Below are 16,023 nucleotides of genomic sequence, written 5' to 3'. Positions count from 1 at the left end.
TCAGTGCCTCTTCTTGTTGCGCTTCCCGGTGGGACGTGAGCCCGGAGTGGGTGCGGTCGCCGCCGACCGGCGGCGCGGGACGGCGGCGTCGGCCGCGGATGCTGCGACCTCGGCGGCCGGGGTACCGGACTTCTGGGCACCGCCGTGTGCCAGGGTCGCTCGGCGAGCGAGGACCTTGCGCGTGTGCGCGGCCACCGGACCCCACCGCTCCTTCAGTGTGACCAGCAGGGGTGTCGCGAAGAAGATCGACGAGTAGGCGCCGACGATGATGCCGACGAGCTGCACCAGCGCCAGGTCCTTCAGCGTTCCGACACCGAGCATCCAGACCGCGACCACCATCAGCGCGAGCACCGGCAACACGCTGATCAGGGTGGTGTTGATGGACCGCATCAGCGTCTGGTTGATCGCCAGGTTCGCCTGCTCGGCGTAGGTGCGACGGGTCAGGTGCAGAATCCCGCGCGTGTTCTCCTCGACCTTGTCGAACACCACCACCGAGTCGTAGAGCGAGAAACCGAGAATCGTCAGCAGACCGATGACGGTCGCCGGGGTCACCTCGAAGCCGACGAGCGAGTACACACCGGCGGTCACGGCGATGTCGAAGAACAGCGCGACGATCGCGGCGATCGCCATGTCGCGCTCGAACCGGACGGCGATGTACACGCTCACGATCACCAGGAACACAAGCAGCGCGATCAGCGCCTTCTGGGTGATCTGCCCGCCCCACGTCTCACTGACGTCGGCGATGCTGATCACGTTCTTGCTGACGTTGCCGTCACTGTCCTTCGGCTGGAACTCGTCGTACAACGCGTCCTGAAGCGTCACCACCTGCGCCGCGTCGAGTGCCTCGGAGCGGATCTGCACGGTCGCGCTCGAACCCGAGCCCACCGTCTGCACCGAGACGGGATCCATGCCCAGCGCCTCGGAGTAGACCTCCTCCACCTGCGAGGTCTCCACCCCGCCGCCGGCGGGGAACTGGATCCGCGATCCTCCCTCGAAATCGATACCGAGGGTGAACCCGCGGACGAGGATGCTCAGCAACGAGATCAGCACGATGGTGCCGGTCAGGATGTAGTAGAAGCGCCGACGCCCGACCACCTCGAAGGCGCCGGTTCCGGTGTAGAGCCGCGAGAGCAGGCTGTGCTGGGGCATCGACGACTGATTGACGCCCGAATCGGACAGCGAAGACTCGGGGTCCGTCTGCGACGCAGACTGGGACGTGGTCGATTCGCTCATACTCGTGACTCCTTCGCCGACGCTGCGGCAGCCTTGCGTTCCTTGGCGATCTGCTGCACGGCACCCAGCCCGTTGACACCGGGCTTCGACCAGAACGGCGACTTCGAGGCCAGGTGAACCAGCGGCCACGTCACCAGGAACACCACGACGACATCGAGGACGGTGGTCAGGCCGAGGGTGAACGCGAAGCCGCGCACCTGGCCGATTGCGAGGACGTACAGCACCGCGGCGGCGATGAAGCTGACCGCGTTACCGGACAGGATGGTCCGGCGTGCACGGGCCCAGCCGCGCGGAACCGCGGACCGGAAACTGCGTCCCTCCCGCATCTCGTCCTTGATTCTCTCGAAGAACACCACGAACGAGTCGGCGGTCATACCGATACCGATGATCAGACCGGCGATGCCCGCGAGATCGAGGGTGAAATTGATGTACCGGCCGAGCAGCACCATGATCGCGTAGACCATCACACCCGACAGCACCAGCGACAGCGCCGTGAGCACCCCGAGCATGCGGTAGTAGAGCAGGCAGTAGAGCAGCACCAGGACCAGACCCACCAGACCGGCGATGAGACCGGCCTCCAGCGAGGCGAGACCCAGCGTCGCGGACACGGTCTCCGCCTCCGACGCCGCGAACGACAGCGGCAGCGAGCCGTACTTCAGGGTGTTCGCGAGTTCCTTCGCGCTTTCCGCGGTGAACGAGCCGGTGATCGACGTCGAGCTGCCTGCGGGTGTCGCGCCCTGGACGACCGGTGCGCTCACCACCTTGGAGTCGAGCGTGAACGCGGCCTGCTTGCCGATGTTCTGCGACGTGAACGTGGCCCAGGTGTTGCTGCCCTCGGACTTGAACGTCAAGCTCACCTCGTGCCGCGACTGCTGGGAGTTGTAGCCGGACGTCGCGTCGGCGATCTCCTGACCGTCGATGATCGCCGGTTCGAGCAGATACACGGCCTGACCGTCGGTGGAGCACGCGACGAGCGGCAGGGCCGGGTCGTCGTTGCCGCGCAGCGGGTCGGGCACGCTGCAGTCGAGTGTCGCCATGGCCTGCTGCTGCACGGCCGGGTCGGTGCTCTGACGCGTGGCCCGCGCTGCCGCGATCTCGTCGGCCGCCTCGGCGGTCTCGGTACCGGACGCGTCGGCGGGCGCCGGTTCCGCCGTCGGAGCCGGCTCGGGAGAGGTCGACGGATCCTGAGCCGGGAACGGCCGGTTCTGGGGCGCGGGAGTCTCGGTTCCGGCGGGAGTCTGCGCGGGCGTCTCACCGGCGGCGGGTGCCTGTGTGCCGGCAGGAGCCGCGGCCTGCGACGTCTGGACGGGACGGACGTACAACCGCGCCGTCTGGCCGAGCGAACGCGCCTGTGCGCTGTCGTCGCCGGGGACGGTGATGACGAGGTTGTCGCCGTCGATGACCACCTCGGAGCCGGACACGCCGAGTCCGTTCACACGGGTCTCGATGATCTCCTGGGCCTGCCGCAGGCTGTCCGGCGTCGGCTTGCTGCCGTCCGGGGTGCGTGCGGTGAGGGTGACTCGGGTCCCACCTTGCAGGTCGATGCCCAGCTTGGGTGTCGCGGACTTGTCGCCGGTGAAGAACACCAGGGCATACAGAACCGCCACGAGCACCGCGAAAACGGTGAGGTAGCGGACGGGATGCACCGATCCTGTGGAAGGTGCCACGATCTCTATGTCTCCTCAGTACGTGCAGTTCGGGTGGGAACGTTCACAGCGCACCGGGCCGGCAGACGCAGGGCTGTGCCCCGGTTGCCGCGCCCGGGGCGCCTGCGACGCGACGGCTGCGGAATTACGCCGCGGAAGCGTCGATCAATCCTTGTTCAGCCGCGGCGTGCTGTCGCCGCCGTTCTCACGATCCTCGCGCACGATGTCCGTGGCGGGGGCCTCGGCGTCGATCGATTCGTGATCGAGGGAACCGTCACCCTGCAGCGGGGCGTCGACGATCTGCTCGCGGACGACGAGACGCGACCACGTGGTGACCACGCCGGGAGCGATCTCGAGGTCGATCGTCTCGTCGCCGAGTGCGACGACGGTGCCGTGCAGACCGGCAGTCGTGAGGACGCGGTCGCCGACCGAGATCGAGTCCTGCAGAGCGGTCACCTTGGCCGCCTCCTTCTTCTGTCGGCGGATCCCCAGGAACATGGGGACGAGCAGCGCCAGAATCAGGAGCGGGAAGAGAAAATCCATCTGTAAGTCAACCTCGAGGTATGTCGCACGGTCCGAAGCACTGGTCCCGGTTGGACCGATGCAATACACCAGTGTGCCATCACCGGCCCGGACACCGGTTCGCTCGGCACGAGGCGGGCGTTTCTCCGGGGGTCGATCAGGGGTCTTCCGGATCGAACAGGGAGGCCTGCGGCTCGTTGACGCGGACCTCGATTCCGCCGGTCACAGCGTCGGGCGGCGGGATCAGGCCCAGTTGCGTCCACGCGGCGGCCGTGGCGACACGGCCGCGGGGTGTCCGGGCGATCATTCCGGCGCGGACGAGGAAGGGCTCACACACCTCCTCGACGGTGGCGGGCTCCTCACCGACCGCGACGGCCAGGGTGGACACCCCGACCGGGCCGCCGCCGAAGCTGCGCACGAGGGCACTGAGAACGGACCGGTCGAGACGGTCGAGTCCCAGTTGGTCGACGTCGTAGACGGCGAGGGCCGCATGGGCGATCTCGCGGGTGACGACGCCGTCCGCCCGGACCTCGGCGTAGTCGCGAACGCGGCGGAGAAGGCGGTTGGCGATGCGGGGCGTGCCCCGGGACCGGCTCGCGATCTCGGCGCCGGCCTCCTCGCCGAGTTGCACTCCGAGAATGCCCGCCGATCGCATGAGGATCTGCTGCAGCTCCGCGGGTTCGTAGAAGTCCATGTGGGCGGTGAAGCCGAACCGGTCGCGCAGCGGTCCGGTGAGTGCCCCGGAGCGCGTGGTGGCCCCGACCAGGGTGAACGGCGCGACCTCGAGGGGGATTGAGGTGGCGCCGGGCCCTTTGCCGACCACGACGTCGACCCGGAAGTCCTCCATCGCGAGGTAGAGCATCTCTTCGGCAGGCCGCGCGATGCGGTGGATCTCGTCGATGAACAGCACGTCACCCTCGACGAGATTGCTCAGCATGGCGGCCAGATCGCCCGCCCGTTCCAGCGCCGGACCCGACGTCAGCCTCAGCGAGGAGCCCAGTTCGGCCGCGATGATCATCGCCATGCTGGTCTTCCCCAGCCCGGGCGGGCCCGAGAGGAGGATGTGGTCGGGGGTGCCGCCGCGCATCTTGGCGCCGGTCAGGACGAGTTGCAACTGCTCCCGGACCCGCGGTTGCCCGATGAAGTCGTGGAGGTTCTTCGGCCGCAGGCTGGCCTCGATGTCGCCGTCGCCGGCGACGAGATCAGCCGAGACCTGGGACTCCTCGTCGTAGTCGCCGCCGGGTTCGGGATTCATCTGGTCTTCCCGAGCAGGGAGAGGGCGGAGCGCAGCGCGGACGAGGTGGTCGACTCGGGCGCCTCGGCGAGGACGGCGTCGGTGGCCTGTTCCGCCTGCTTGGCCGGGAATCCGAGCCCGACCAGGGCTTCGACGATCTGGTCACGGACCGATCCGCCGCCGCCCGCACCGAGCGGCACCGCCCCGGACGTGGCCGTGACGGCGTCGACCTTGTCGCGCAGTTCGACGACCATCCGCTCCGCCCCGCGCTTGCCGATGCCCGGCACCCGCGTGAGCGCCGTGACGTTGCCCTCGGCCAGTGCCGCCCGCAACGCGTCGGGTTCGAGCACGGCCAGGGTCGCCATCGCCAGGCGCGGGCCGACTCCGGACACGGTCTGGAGCAGCCCGAACAACTCCTTGGACTCCGAGTCGGGGAACCCGTACAGCGTCATCGAGTCCTCGCGGACGATCATCGCCGTGACCAGCCTGGCCTCGGTTCCTCGCTGCAGTGCGCCGAGGGTGGCCGGCGTCGCGTTCACGCGGTATCCCACTCCGGCGGATTCGATCACCGCATGGTCGAGGGCGATCTCGAGCACCTCGCCGCGGACGGACGCGATCATCGTGTACCTGCCTTCTTCACTTCGGCCAGTCGGGCCTGGTAGCGACGTTTCTGTTCGGCAGCGGCGGCTTCGGCGCGGGCCATGCGTTCGATCATCGGCGCCCGCCAGCAATGGCAGATCGCCAGCGCCAGCGCGTCCGCCGCGTCGGCCGGTTTGGGTGCGGCCGCCAGTTTGAGGATGCGCGTCACCATCGCCGTCACCTGAGCTTTGTCTGCGGAGCCACTCCCGGTGACTGCGGCCTTGACCTCACTGGGGGTATGGAAACACACGGGGATGCCGCGGCGCGCGGCGGCGAGGGCGACGACGCCACCCGCCTGCGCGGTGCCCATCGCGGTGCGCACGTTGTGCTGGGAGAACACCCGCTCGATCGCCACGACCTCGGGCCGGTGCAGATCGATCCACGATTCGGCCGCCTCGGAGATGCGCAACAGCCTGGACGCCAACTCGAGGTCTGCCGGGGTCCGGACCACGTCGACGGCGATCGGGGTGACGGTGCGGCCGGTGCCGCCGTCCACCACTCCGAATCCGCACCGGGTCAGACCGGGATCCACACCCAGCACACGCACGCAAAGCCACCTCTCCCACGCCGAACAGCTGTTCGATAGCTTAGCCGTGGGGTCGGACGAGTCGGCGCACCAACACGCAGGACGGGACGGGGCGGGCGAGCACCGCTCCCCCGCCCCGTGCGTCGTGCGATCAGTCGTCGAGTTCCGCGAGCACCTCGTCGGACAGGTCGACGTTGGTGTAGACGTTCTGGACGTCGTCGGACTCCTCGAGCGCGTCGACGAGCTTGAAGACCTTGCGGGCTCCGTCGGCGTCGACCGGAACCTCGACGGACGCGCGGAAGTCTGCCTCGGCGGAGTCGTAGTCGATTCCCGCCTCCTGCAGAGCGCTGCGGACGGCGACGAGGTCGGTGGGCTCGCTCACGATCTCGAACGTGTCGCCGAGGTCGGTGACCTCTTCGGCACCCGCATCGAGGACCGCCATCAGCACGTCGTCCTCGGTCTGGTCACCCTTCTCCAGGGTGACGACGCCCTTGCGCGTGAACAGGTAGGACACGGAACCCGGGTCGGCCATGTTGCCGCCGTTACGGGTCATCGCGGTACGTACCTCGCCTGCCGCACGGTTGCGGTTGTCGGTCAGGCACTCGATGAGGACGGCGACACCGTTGGGTCCGTAGCCCTCGTACATGATGGTCTGCCAGTCGGCGCCGCCCGCTTCTTCACCGGCGCCGCGCTTGCGGGCGCGCTCGATGTTGTCGTTGGGGACCGACGTCTTCTTGGCCTTCTGGATGGCGTCGTACAGGGTGGGATTTCCCGCAGGATCGCCACCGCCGGTACGGGCCGCCACCTCGATGTTCTTGATCAGCTTCGCGAAGGCTTTGCCACGCTTGGCATCGATCACAGCCTTCTTGTGCTTGGTGGTGGCCCATTTGGAGTGGCCGCTCATGCGATTCAAGCCCCTTTCCTGCTGCCTTTGGCACGCCGAATGCGCGGTTTCAGCTTTGACGATGTTACCCGCAGCCCGGCCGCCCCTGCGCGTTCCCGGGGTAACAACTCGCATAAGTCGGCATTGTTTGCATAGAATGCAAACATGTTGATGCGGGTCGACCACAGCTCCACCACCCCACTGGGTGAACAGATCGCGGCCAATGTGCGCGGCGCGTTCCTGCGCGGCGAGATCGGCGCGGGCGATCGGCTCCCCTCCGCCCGGGCGCTGGCCGAGTCCATCGACGTCAACCTCCACACCGTGCTGCGCGCGTACGCCGCGTTGCGCGACGAGGGCCTGATCGACCTCCGCCGGGGCCGGGGCGCGGTCGTCCGCGCCGACACGGACCCGGTACACACCGGATTGACCGAAGCCGCACGCACTTTCGTGTCCGAGGCACGACGCCTCGGACTCGACACCGAACAAATGCTCGACGTGATCAAGGAGACCACCAGACAATGACGACCTCCCGAACGCGCCTCCTCGCCGCGACCTCGGCTGTGCCGCTCCTCGCGCTCGTGATCGCGAGACTCGCCTGGAGCGGTGAACTGCCGCCGACGGTGGCCAGCCACTGGTCCGGCACCGAACCCGACCGATTCAGCGAGACGACCACCTACTTCTGGATCGCCGCCGCCGTCTGCGCGGCCGCCACCGCGATCGCCTGCGTCGTGGCGGTGCGGGCCCGCACCGACGCCGCGCTCTGGCTTCCCGCCACCGTTCTCATCGGGTGGACTGTGGCCACGGCCTGGATCGTCAGTGTCGCTGCCACGATCGAGGCCGGCTCACCCGAAGCGGCGACGCTGGGCTGGTGGATCATCGTTCCCCTCTTGGGAATCGTGTGGGCCGTCGCCACGTTCGCCCTGCTCCCCCGGACGTCGCACTCCGCAGAGAACGGTGCAGCGCCGACGCTGCCCGTCCCCCTTGCGCCCGGCGAGCGGGCAGCCTGGACCGGATATGCCCGCGGAAGGTGGGCGGGCGTGCTCGCTCTCGCCATGGCCGTGGCCGCCGTCGTCTCCGCGCTGGTGGGAGCGCTCTGGCTCGCCGTCCTGTTCCTCGTCCTGGCGATCGCCGGCGGCGGCTTCGCCTCGGTGACCGTGCAGATCGACCGCACGGGACTGACCCTCTCGTCGTGGAACGTCCGCTGGCGGAAGATCCCGCTCGACTCCATCGCCGAGGCCCGGGTCACCGAGATCCGCCCCGCAGAATGGGGCGGGTGGGGCTACCGGTTCACGCCGCGCGGGACCACGGTCGTGATCCGCGCCGGCGAGGGCATCGTGGTGACCCGCTCCGGCGGCCGCCCGTTCGCGGTCACCGTCGACGGCGCCGCGCAGGGTGCGGCGCTCCTCAACACACTCGTCGCACCCCGCCCGGCGAGTTAGACCCCGCGGACGATGTCGACGAACAACTCGTGCACCCGCCGGTCGCCCGTCACCTCCGGGTGGAACGACGTGGCCACCACGGAACCCTGCCGGACGGCCACGATCCGTCCGGCGGCCGCGCCACCCGACTCGGGCACGCGGGCGAGAACCTGCACGTCGTCGCCGACGCGCTCCACCCACGGTGCCCGGATGAACACGGCCCGCATCGGGTCGCCGACGATGCCCTCGAATTCGAGGTCGGACTCGAAGGAGTCGACCTGACGACCGAAGGCGTTGCGGCGCACCGTCATGTCGATCGCACCGAGGTGCTGCGCGTCGGGCCTCGTGTCGAGGATCTCGCTCGCGAGGAGGATCATCCCGGCGCAGGACCCGTAGGCGGGCAACCCGTCGTGCAGGCGCGCCTTCAGCGGTTCGAGCAGTTCGAAGATCTGCAGCAGCTTGCTCATCGTCGTCGACTCGCCGCCCGGAATGACGAGGCCGTCGATCTTCTCGAGCTCCTCCGGGCGCCGGATACCGACGGCGTCGGCACCCGAATCGTTCAGTGCAGCAAGGTGTTCACGGACGTCGCCCTGCAGGGCGAGTACTCCGACGAGGGGACGGGTCATGCCATGTTTCCTGTCTCGATGTCGCGCTTGTCCTGATCGCGCTGGATGCGGGTCAACCCCTCCTGGACGACGGCGGCGACCATGGTGCCGTTCCGGTCGAACATGCGGCCCTGGGTGAGGGCGCGGCCGAAGCCGGCGGAGGGTGAGGTCTGGTCGTAGAGCAGCCACTCGTCGGCACGGAACGGACGCATGAACCACATGGCGTGATCGAGCGACGCCGTCTGCGTGACCACTCCCGGGTGCGGGACCTTCGACGCACCGAGGAGGGTCATGTCACTGAGGTAGGCGAGGGTGCAGATGTGGAAGACCTGATCGTCCGGCAGCTTGCTGCGGTACCGCATCCACACCCGTTGCTGCGCGGCGACTCCGGGAGTCTTCCCGGTGGAGTCGGCCGGAACGATGCGGACGTCCCATTCCTTCCACTCCCGGTAGAGATCGGTGGCGGCGAACTCCTCGAGGGTCTGTGCGTCGACCAGTTCCTCGGGCGCGGGGACGGTCGGCATCGTGTCCTGATGCTCGATGCCCTCGTCCTCGCTGTGGAACGACGCCGACATGGTGAAGATCGCCTTGCCGTCCTGGATCCCGGTGACGCGCCGCGTACAGAAGGATCTGCCGTCCCGGATCCGGTCGACCAGGTACACGGTGGGTTTCAGCGGATTTCCGGGGCGCAGGAAGTACCCGTGCAGGGAGTGGACCTTGAACGCCTCGTCGACGGTACGGACCGCGGACACCAGCGACTGACCCGCGACCTGCCCGCCGAACGTTCTCTTCAGAACAGACGGATGAACCGCGCCGCGGAAGATGTCCTTCTCCAGCGCTTCGAGTTCGAGAACGTCCTCGATGCTCGCCATGGGCCCTCCTTCTGTGCCTGGTCAAGGTTATCCGCCCGGTTCGGGCTCGAGGCACCATGGGTGCCATGACGATGTTCACACCGACGAGCCCGGACGGTCTCGTCGCCCTCGTCACCGAACGCTGCCTCGCCGTTCAGGGCACCGCCGTCGTCGCGATCGACGCGCCCGACGGCGCGCAGCCCCTGCCCCTCGCGGACGCGGTGTGCGCGTCACTGCGGGAGCAGGGCCGCCCGTGTGACGTCGTGTCCCTCCACGACTACGTCCGGCCCGCCTCCCTGCGGTTCGAGCACGGACGCGACGACGAACTCAGCTACCGCACCCTCTGGTTCGACTACGACGCCCTGAATCGGGAGGTGGTGCGATCGGTCCGCGCCGACCGCCGGTGGTTGCCGCGCCTGTGGGACGAGGCCGAGGATCGCTCCGCCCGCTGCGCCCGCGTCCCCGCGGCCGACGGTCAGGTGCTTCTCGTCGCCGGCCCGATGCTGCTCGGCCGGGACCTCGACTTCGACGTCACCGTGCAACTCCATCTGGGCGAGGGGGCCCTGATCCGCCGAACCCCGGCCGATCAACGATGGACCGTCCCCGCTCTGCTGCGCCGCGCTGCCGACGTCACGGTCGAACCCGACCTGCTGGTGCGGTACGACCATCCGCCGAGGCCCGCCGTTCGGGCGGGCCGCTGAGCCCGCTCACGTCGTGCGCAGGAACCGGGTCAGCCCTTCCTGCACGACGGCAGCGACCAGGTTGCCCTTCCGGTCGAAGATCCGGCCCTGCGCAAGCGCCCGACCGAAACCGGCGGACGGTGACGTCTGGTCGTACAGCAGCCACTCGTCGGCCCGGAACGGCCGCAGGAACCACAGCGCGTGATCGAGTGAGGCACCGTTGATCTCGACACCGGGGTGCGGGGTCATGGCGGAACCGATCAGCGTCATGTCGCTCATGTAGGCCAGTGCGCAGACGTGGAAGACCGGGTCGTCGGGCAGCGTCTTGCGGGACCGGAACCACGCCTGTTGCTGAGCGGCCGCACCGCGCCGGCGGTCGACCTCGCCGTGTCCGACCATCCGGATGTCCCAGTCGGACCACTCCTGGGCGAGCCAGGCGATCTCCGGGTCGTCGGAGTCACTGGCGAACGGCAGCGCATCGGGCGGTGGGACCACGGGCATCTCGTCCTGGTGCTCGATGCCGTCGTCCTCGACCTGGAACGACGCCGACATCGTGAAGATCGCCTGACCGTCCTGGACGGCGCTGACCCGCCGGGTGACGAACGACCTACCGTCCCGGATGCGGTCGACGAGGTACACGATCGGCATCGTGGGGTTTCCGGGTCGGAGGAAGTATCCGTGCAGCGAATGCACCATGAAGCGGGGGTCGACGGTGCGGACCGCTGCCACCAGTGCCTGACCGGCCACCTGCCCACCGAACGTCCGGGGAAGCATGGTTTCGGTCGCTATGCCTCGGAAGATGTTCTCCTCGAGGCGTTCCACTTCCAGGATCTCTTCGATCGTCGCCATCCACGGCCCCTTCCGATGCTCGTCGGCTGACACTCTCACACGGGTCCTGGGCACCGGCGCACCGCACCGCACGAGTCCCGTGTCGGGGCCTCGTGCGGTGCGAATGGAAACAGTGCGGCGCCGGGAGCGCCGCGATCGATCACAGATCGATCGCGGGGATCACCAGCCGCGTTCGGCGAGCCGGTGCGGGACCGGGATGTCGTCGACGTTGATCCCGACCATCGCCTCACCCAGCCCGCGGGAAACCTTCGCCAGCACGTCCGGGTCGTCGAAGAACGTGGTCGCCTTCACGATCGCCGCGGCCCGCTCGGCCGGATTACCGGACTTGAAGATGCCCGACCCGACGAACACACCCTCCGCACCGAGCTGCATCATCATCGCCGCATCCGCCGGGGTGGCGATGCCACCGGCAGTGAACATCGTGACCGGCAACTTCCCGGCCTTGGCGACCTCGACGACCAGGTCGTACGGCGCCTGCAGCTCCTTCGCCGCCACATACAGCTCGTCCTCGCTCAGCGAGGTCAACCGGCGGATCTCCCCACCGATCGTCCGCATGTGCGTGGTCGCGTTCGACACGTCACCGGTACCGGCCTCACCCTTGGACCGGATCATCGCCGCACCCTCGGTGATCCGCCGCAGCGCCTCACCCAGATTGGTGGCACCACAGACGAACGGGACGGTGAACTGCCACTTGTCGATATGGTTGGCGTAGTCCGCCGGGGTCAGCACCTCGGACTCGTCGACATAATCGACCCCGAGGGACTGCAGGATCTGCGCCTCCACGAAGTGCCCGATCCGGGCCTTGGCCATCACCGGAATCGACACCGCCGAGATGATGCCGTCGATCATGTCCGGATCACTCATCCGGGACACCCCACCCTGCGCCCGGATGTCCGCCGGCACCCGCTCGAGCGCCATGACCGCCACCGCACCGGCGTCCTCGGCGATCTTCGCCTGATCGGGGGTGACGACGTCCATGATGACCCCGCCCTTCAACATCTCGGCCATGCCACGCTTGACGCGCGCCGTACCGGTGGTGGGGGTGGTGTCGGGGGTGCTCACAGCGAACTCCTGGGTTGTGGCGTGGATTGATTTCGATAGCGGCATGCGTGAACGACGACGTTCACGCTGCAGTACCCGATTCTAGGACAGAGCGGCAGTCCACTTCCGTAGCCAGTCCGCGATTGCTGGCTTTCTTCGGACTGGCGGGGCGGCTCAGGTGATCGCGCGCACCTCGGGTTCGTCCGCGGCCGACGCGACCGCGTCTGCCTCGTCGAGGAGATCCGCGAGATCGTGCGGGTACACGGCTTCACCTGCCGCCGCCAGTTCACGAACCGTGTCGGCGGTACACCACCGGTGACCGGTGATGGTGCGGCTCTCGAGTTCGGTGAAGCCCCCGTGGTGCGGCTCGAACCCGTCGGTGCGCAGCGCGAAGAACAGCTCCTCGGAGCGGATGAGCTGCCCGTTCCACGAGAAGATGGCCACCCGACGCCACATGGGTCCGCGCAGCTGTTCGGGCGACGCGGTGTGCCCGGTCTCCTCGGCGATCTCCCGGACAGCGGCCGCCCGCAGGTTCTCCCTCTTCTCGACGGCACCGCCGATCGTGAACCAGTAGTAGACATCGGGGACGGTGGGGTCGTGACCCCGGAGCAGCAGGACCCGGCCCTCGCCGTCGAGCAGCACCACCCGGGCCGATGTCCGGACGGAGTCGAGTGCCAGACCCTCGGTGACCGCCGCGGCGGACGAGCGTTCGGTGATCTCGAAGTACGTCGGCAGCGGTGCCGTGCCCCCGAGGTGCAGCCATCGGACAGGTCGCCGGGTGCGGAGAGCGAGGGTGTCGCGGACGGCGTCGTTGTGGAATCGGCGGGCGATCAGCACCCGCGCCTCCGCATCGGCGAGTTCCGCCACCAGCTGGGGGCGCAGGGTGTCCGGGTCGAGGGACGAGAGCGCACTGGACAGCGCGTTCTCGGCGATCTCCCGGTCTGCCCGGTCCGACCGTTCCGCCCGGGCCGACAGCGCGGCCAGCGACCTGCCCTCGGGTGGGTCCATCGCTGCGGCGGCCGCACGCACGACCACCGCCCGGCGCGCGAGGGCCGCGTCGAGGGCCTGCCAGGACAGATCGGAGCGGACGTGCAGGCGGTCGAGGCGGTTGGCCGTCCCGTACGCCCACAGGCCGATCGCCAGGACGACGGCTGCGACCAGGGCGAGAACCAGGATCGTGAGGGCGGAGAACGTCACGAGCCGACCTCCCGGACGCCGTCGCGGCCGACGGTGACCGTCTCGTAGACGCGCAGGATCTGTTCGGCCACCACCGGCCAGTCGTATTCGGTGACCACCGTCCGAGAGAAGTCGGTGAGCGCGGCGCTGCGCTCGGGGTCACCGAGCACCGAGTCGATCCCGGCAGCGAGCGCCGCCGCATCCCCGACCGGCACCAGGACGCCCGCCTGCCCGTCCCGCAGGACGCGGCGGAACGCGTCCAGTTCGCTCGCCACGACGGCGGCACCCGCGGCCATCGCCTCCACCAGCACGATGCCGAAGCTCTCACCGCCGAGGTTGGGTGCGCAATACACGTCGGCGCTCCGCAGCGCCGACGCCTTCTCGGCGTCGTCGACCTGGCCGAGCAGACGCAGGTGCCCGAAGACCGGGCCGGCCTCCCGGCGCAGCTTGTCCTCGTCGCCGCGGCCGACCACCAGCACCTCGAGGTCGGGATACTTCTCCACCAGGGTGGGCAGCGCCTTGAGAAGCACCGCCATGCCCTTGCGGGGCTCGTCGTAGCGTCCGAGGAAGAGGATGGTTCTTCCGCGACGCGGGTAGCCGGGCAGCGGCTCGGCGTTCGCGAACGCCGAGACGTCGACGCCGTTGGGGATTTCGACCGCATCGGAGCCGAGTGATTCCACCTGCCAGCGTCGCGCGAGTTCCGACACCGCGATGCGGCCGCTGATCTTCTCCAGGTAGGGCTGGAGCACACCCTGAAACGTGCTCAGCACCAACGACTTCGTGGTCGACGTGTGGAAGGTGGCCACGATGGGCCCCTCGGCCACGCGCATGGCGAGCATCGACAGGCTCGGCGCGTTGGGCTCGTGGATGTGCAGGACGTCGAAGTTGTTGTCCGAGATCCAGCGCCGCACGCGGGCGCTCGCGGCGGGGCCGAAACTCAGCCGGGCCACCGAGCCGTTGTAGGGAATGGCGAGGGCGCGGCCCGCGGAGACGACGAAGTCGGGCAGGTCGACGTCGTCGGACGCCGGCGCCAGGACGCTCACCTTGTGCCCGCGCTCGATCAGGACCTCCGCGAGGTCGACGACGTGAGCCTGCACTCCGCCCGGGACGTCGAACGAGTACGGGCAGACCATTCCGATCTTCACGAGTTCTCCATGCGGGAGAGCCTCGCCTGGGACAGATCGGAGAGCCACAGCGGCTGAAGCATGTGCCAGTCCTCCGGATGTGCCGCGATGTTGGTCTCGAACCGGTCCGCCAGTGCCTGGGTCGCCGCGGCCACCCCCATGGTGGTGTCGATCGGCGGGTCGATGCGGAAACCCCACCCGCCGTCCGTGAACCAGCAGTGCACCGGCAGCAGCGGCGCGCCGGTGTCGATCGCCAGCTTGGCGGGACCGGCGGGCATCCGCGTCGGTTCCCCGAAGAACGTCACCGGGACACCCTTCTTCGCCAGGTCGCGTTCACCGAGGAGGCACACGATCCCGTTGTCCCGCAGTCGGGCCGACAGTTCCACGAACGGTGGGTGCTCTCCCCCGCTGAGCGGGAAGATCTCGAAACCGAGCCCTTCGCGGTAGTCGACGAACCGCTGGTACAGCGACTCGGGCTTCAACCGCTCGGCGACCGTGGACAGACCGCCCCAGTGCTGGGCGCACCACACACCCGCCATGTCCCAGTTTCCGCTGTGCGGCAGCGCCAGAATCGCGCCCCGGCCGGCTTCTTTCGCGGCGTCGAGGTGCTTCTGCCCTTCGATCAGCTCGTCGAGGGCCGCGCCGGTCTTCACGAGGTCCATCGAAGGCAGCCGGAACGCCTCCCGCCAGTAGCGCGCGTAGGACCGCATCGAGGCCTGCATCAGGGTGTCCGGCACCTCCGCGGCGGGCACACCCAGCACGCGGGCAAGATTGCGGCGCAACTGTTCCGGCCCGCCGTTCCGGACGGCGAAGTCGGCTCCCCTGTCGAACAAGGCGACCGCGACCTTCTCCGGCAGCGCGCGGACCAGCCGCCAGCCGACCGCGTACCCCAGATCACTGATGCGTTCCGACACGCCGCTCACTGCTCGCTCGCCTGTCCGTCTTCCGGCGTCGTGTCCGTCGGAGGCAGGGGCAGCACGTCGCGCGCGCCCGGCGACCGGCGGACCGCCAGTACCCGCTGGAACACCGTGATGACGCTGCCCACCGACAGCAACCACATCGCGACATGAATGGCCCACGGGACTCCGAGCCCGGTGACGCCGGCACCGACCAGCACGATGATCAGCCGATCGGGTCGTTCGATGAGTCCGCCGTCGGCGGACAATCCACTCGCCTCGGCGCGCGCCTTGGCGTACGAGATCACCTGCGAGGTGACGAGGCACAGCAGAGTCGCGATCAGCAGCGGCTTGCTGTTCTCGTGATACACCGCCCACCAGGCGAGACCGGCGAAGATCGCACCGTCGGCCACCCGGTCGCAGGTGGCGTCGAGAACGGCGCCGTACCGGGTGCCGCCGCCGCGGGCGCGGGCCATGGCACCGTCGAGCATGTCGAACATGACGAACAGCCAGATGAACATCGCTCCCCAGAACAGATGTCCGCTGGGAAACAGCGTGACCGCGCCGGCCACGGTCGCCACGGTGCCGATGACGGTGACGGAATCGGGCGTGAGCCCGGTCTTCACCAGGGCCTTCCCCAATGGCGCCGTCACCTTGGACACGGATGCCCGTCCGAAGAAGCTCAGCACCTCTCCACCCC

Annotated in this window: 18 protein-coding genes; 3 read left to right on the top strand and 15 right to left on the bottom strand. The window is 68.7% G+C overall.

Features of this window, described 5'->3' with window-relative positions:
• The 7 genes from secF to CJ177_RS07475 all read right to left on the bottom strand — a co-directional run bounded on the left by secF (position 1) and on the right by CJ177_RS07475 (position 6,704).
• Positions 1–1,233, bottom strand: a complete 1,233-nt coding sequence (gene secF, locus CJ177_RS07505) for a protein translocase subunit SecF (RefSeq protein WP_061045218.1) — start codon at positions 1,231–1,233, stop codon at positions 1–3.
• Entirely contained in the window at positions 1,230–2,900 is a 1,671-nt protein-coding gene (gene secD / locus CJ177_RS07500; RefSeq protein WP_005240999.1) for a protein translocase subunit SecD, read from the bottom strand. Before secD ends, secF begins: the two co-directional genes overlap by 4 nt.
• 144 nt (positions 2,901–3,044) lie before the next feature.
• Positions 3,045–3,422 (bottom strand): preprotein translocase subunit YajC, encoded by a 378-nt coding sequence (gene yajC, locus CJ177_RS07495; RefSeq protein ID WP_061045219.1) that lies wholly within the window; start codon positions 3,420–3,422, stop codon positions 3,045–3,047.
• 136 nt (positions 3,423–3,558) lie between these two features.
• Entirely contained in the window at positions 3,559–4,656 is a 1,098-nt protein-coding gene (gene ruvB / locus CJ177_RS07490) for a Holliday junction branch migration DNA helicase RuvB (protein WP_005240995.1), read from the bottom strand.
• The gene (ruvA, locus tag CJ177_RS07485) at positions 4,653–5,255 is read right to left on the bottom strand and encodes a Holliday junction branch migration protein RuvA (RefSeq protein ID WP_061045220.1); all 603 of its coding nucleotides are present in this window, start codon (positions 5,253–5,255) and stop codon (positions 4,653–4,655) included. Before ruvA ends, ruvB begins: the two co-directional genes overlap by 4 nt.
• Positions 5,252–5,821 (bottom strand): crossover junction endodeoxyribonuclease RuvC, encoded by a 570-nt coding sequence (ruvC, locus tag CJ177_RS07480; protein ID WP_061045221.1) that lies wholly within the window; start codon positions 5,819–5,821, stop codon positions 5,252–5,254. The genes ruvA and ruvC overlap by 4 nt, the downstream gene beginning before the upstream one ends.
• Before the next feature lie 130 nt (positions 5,822–5,951).
• Positions 5,952–6,704: a YebC/PmpR family DNA-binding transcriptional regulator gene (locus CJ177_RS07475; RefSeq protein ID WP_005260882.1), complete on the bottom strand. Its 753-nt coding sequence runs from the start codon at positions 6,702–6,704 to the stop codon at positions 5,952–5,954.
• Positions 6,705–6,848: 144 nt separating this feature from the next.
• On the opposite strand from CJ177_RS07475, the gene CJ177_RS07470 reads away from it, so the two are divergent.
• Both CJ177_RS07470 and CJ177_RS07465 read left to right on the top strand, forming a co-directional pair.
• Positions 6,849–7,205 (top strand): GntR family transcriptional regulator, encoded by a 357-nt coding sequence (locus CJ177_RS07470; protein WP_005240987.1) that lies wholly within the window; start codon positions 6,849–6,851, stop codon positions 7,203–7,205.
• A complete protein-coding gene (locus tag CJ177_RS07465) occupies positions 7,202–8,122 on the top strand; it encodes a hypothetical protein (RefSeq protein WP_061045222.1) in 921 nt (306 codons plus the stop codon). The genes CJ177_RS07470 and CJ177_RS07465 overlap by 4 nt, the downstream gene beginning before the upstream one ends.
• Here CJ177_RS07465 and pdxT read toward each other — a convergent pair.
• On the bottom strand, positions 8,119–8,727 hold the full coding sequence (gene pdxT, locus CJ177_RS07460; protein ID WP_005240983.1) for a pyridoxal 5'-phosphate synthase glutaminase subunit PdxT: 609 nt from the start codon (positions 8,725–8,727) through the stop codon (positions 8,119–8,121). The two genes, CJ177_RS07465 and pdxT, sit on opposite strands and share 4 nt — an antisense overlap.
• Positions 8,724–9,578, bottom strand: coding sequence for an acyl-CoA thioesterase II (gene tesB / locus CJ177_RS07455; RefSeq protein WP_095867506.1), 855 nt, complete (start codon positions 9,576–9,578; stop codon positions 8,724–8,726). The genes pdxT and tesB overlap by 4 nt, the downstream gene beginning before the upstream one ends.
• A gap of 56 nt (positions 9,579–9,634) precedes the next feature.
• On the opposite strand from tesB, the gene CJ177_RS07450 reads away from it, so the two are divergent.
• Positions 9,635–10,258: a hypothetical protein gene (locus tag CJ177_RS07450; RefSeq protein WP_095867505.1), complete on the top strand. Its 624-nt coding sequence runs from the start codon at positions 9,635–9,637 to the stop codon at positions 10,256–10,258.
• Positions 10,259–10,264: 6 nt separating this feature from the next.
• Here CJ177_RS07450 and CJ177_RS07445 read toward each other — a convergent pair whose 3' ends face one another.
• From CJ177_RS07445 to pgsA, 6 genes are all read right to left on the bottom strand, one after another.
• Complete coding sequence (locus CJ177_RS07445) at positions 10,265–11,086, bottom strand: acyl-CoA thioesterase II (RefSeq protein WP_095867504.1); 822 nt, start codon at positions 11,084–11,086, stop codon at positions 10,265–10,267.
• Positions 11,087–11,245: 159 nt separating this feature from the next.
• A complete protein-coding gene (pdxS, locus tag CJ177_RS07440) occupies positions 11,246–12,148 on the bottom strand; it encodes a pyridoxal 5'-phosphate synthase lyase subunit PdxS (RefSeq protein WP_011598631.1) in 903 nt (300 codons plus the stop codon).
• 153 nt (positions 12,149–12,301) lie between these two features.
• Positions 12,302–13,324 (bottom strand): NUDIX domain-containing protein, encoded by a 1,023-nt coding sequence (locus CJ177_RS07435; RefSeq protein ID WP_061043638.1) that lies wholly within the window; start codon positions 13,322–13,324, stop codon positions 12,302–12,304.
• Positions 13,321–14,448, bottom strand: a complete 1,128-nt coding sequence (locus CJ177_RS07430) for a glycosyltransferase family 4 protein (RefSeq protein WP_061043637.1) — start codon at positions 14,446–14,448, stop codon at positions 13,321–13,323. The genes CJ177_RS07435 and CJ177_RS07430 overlap by 4 nt, the downstream gene beginning before the upstream one ends.
• Positions 14,445–15,350, bottom strand: a complete 906-nt coding sequence (locus tag CJ177_RS07425; protein WP_061043636.1) for a phosphatidylinositol mannoside acyltransferase — start codon at positions 15,348–15,350, stop codon at positions 14,445–14,447. Before CJ177_RS07425 ends, CJ177_RS07430 begins: the two co-directional genes overlap by 4 nt.
• The gene (gene pgsA / locus CJ177_RS07420) at positions 15,347–16,012 is read right to left on the bottom strand and encodes a phosphatidylinositol phosphate synthase (RefSeq protein WP_061043635.1); all 666 of its coding nucleotides are present in this window, start codon (positions 16,010–16,012) and stop codon (positions 15,347–15,349) included. The genes CJ177_RS07425 and pgsA overlap by 4 nt, the downstream gene beginning before the upstream one ends.
• Positions 16,013–16,023 lie beyond the last annotated feature (11 nt).

The organism is Rhodococcus sp. ACPA1, from assembly GCF_002300195.1.
Taxonomy (GTDB): Bacteria; Actinomycetota; Actinomycetes; order Mycobacteriales; family Mycobacteriaceae; genus Rhodococcus_F; species Rhodococcus_F opacus.
This window is presented reverse-complemented; position numbering and strand designations above follow the sequence as displayed.

What these genes read in the sequence shown, in the direction of transcription:
- secF (WP_061045218.1), bottom strand. Translation starts at nt 1,233, where the DNA reads ATGAGCGAATCGACCACGTCCCAGTCTGCGTCGCAGACGGACCCCGAG.
- yajC (WP_061045219.1), bottom strand. Translation starts at nt 3,422, where the DNA reads ATGGATTTTCTCTTCCCGCTCCTGATTCTGGCGCTGCTCGTCCCCATG.
- ruvB (WP_005240995.1), bottom strand. Translation starts at nt 4,656, where the DNA reads ATGAATCCCGAACCCGGCGGCGACTACGACGAGGAGTCCCAGGTCTCG.
- ruvA (WP_061045220.1), bottom strand. Translation starts at nt 5,255, where the DNA reads ATGATCGCGTCCGTCCGCGGCGAGGTGCTCGAGATCGCCCTCGACCAT.
- CJ177_RS07475 (WP_005260882.1), bottom strand. Translation starts at nt 6,704, where the DNA reads ATGAGCGGCCACTCCAAATGGGCCACCACCAAGCACAAGAAGGCTGTG.
- CJ177_RS07470 (WP_005240987.1), top strand. Translation starts at nt 6,849, where the DNA reads ATGTTGATGCGGGTCGACCACAGCTCCACCACCCCACTGGGTGAACAG.
- CJ177_RS07465 (WP_061045222.1), top strand. Translation starts at nt 7,202, where the DNA reads ATGACGACCTCCCGAACGCGCCTCCTCGCCGCGACCTCGGCTGTGCCG.
- pdxT (WP_005240983.1), bottom strand. Translation starts at nt 8,727, where the DNA reads ATGACCCGTCCCCTCGTCGGAGTACTCGCCCTGCAGGGCGACGTCCGT.
- tesB (WP_095867506.1), bottom strand. Translation starts at nt 9,578, where the DNA reads ATGGCGAGCATCGAGGACGTTCTCGAACTCGAAGCGCTGGAGAAGGAC.
- CJ177_RS07450 (WP_095867505.1), top strand. Translation starts at nt 9,635, where the DNA reads ATGGGTGCCATGACGATGTTCACACCGACGAGCCCGGACGGTCTCGTC.
- CJ177_RS07445 (WP_095867504.1), bottom strand. Translation starts at nt 11,086, where the DNA reads ATGGCGACGATCGAAGAGATCCTGGAAGTGGAACGCCTCGAGGAGAAC.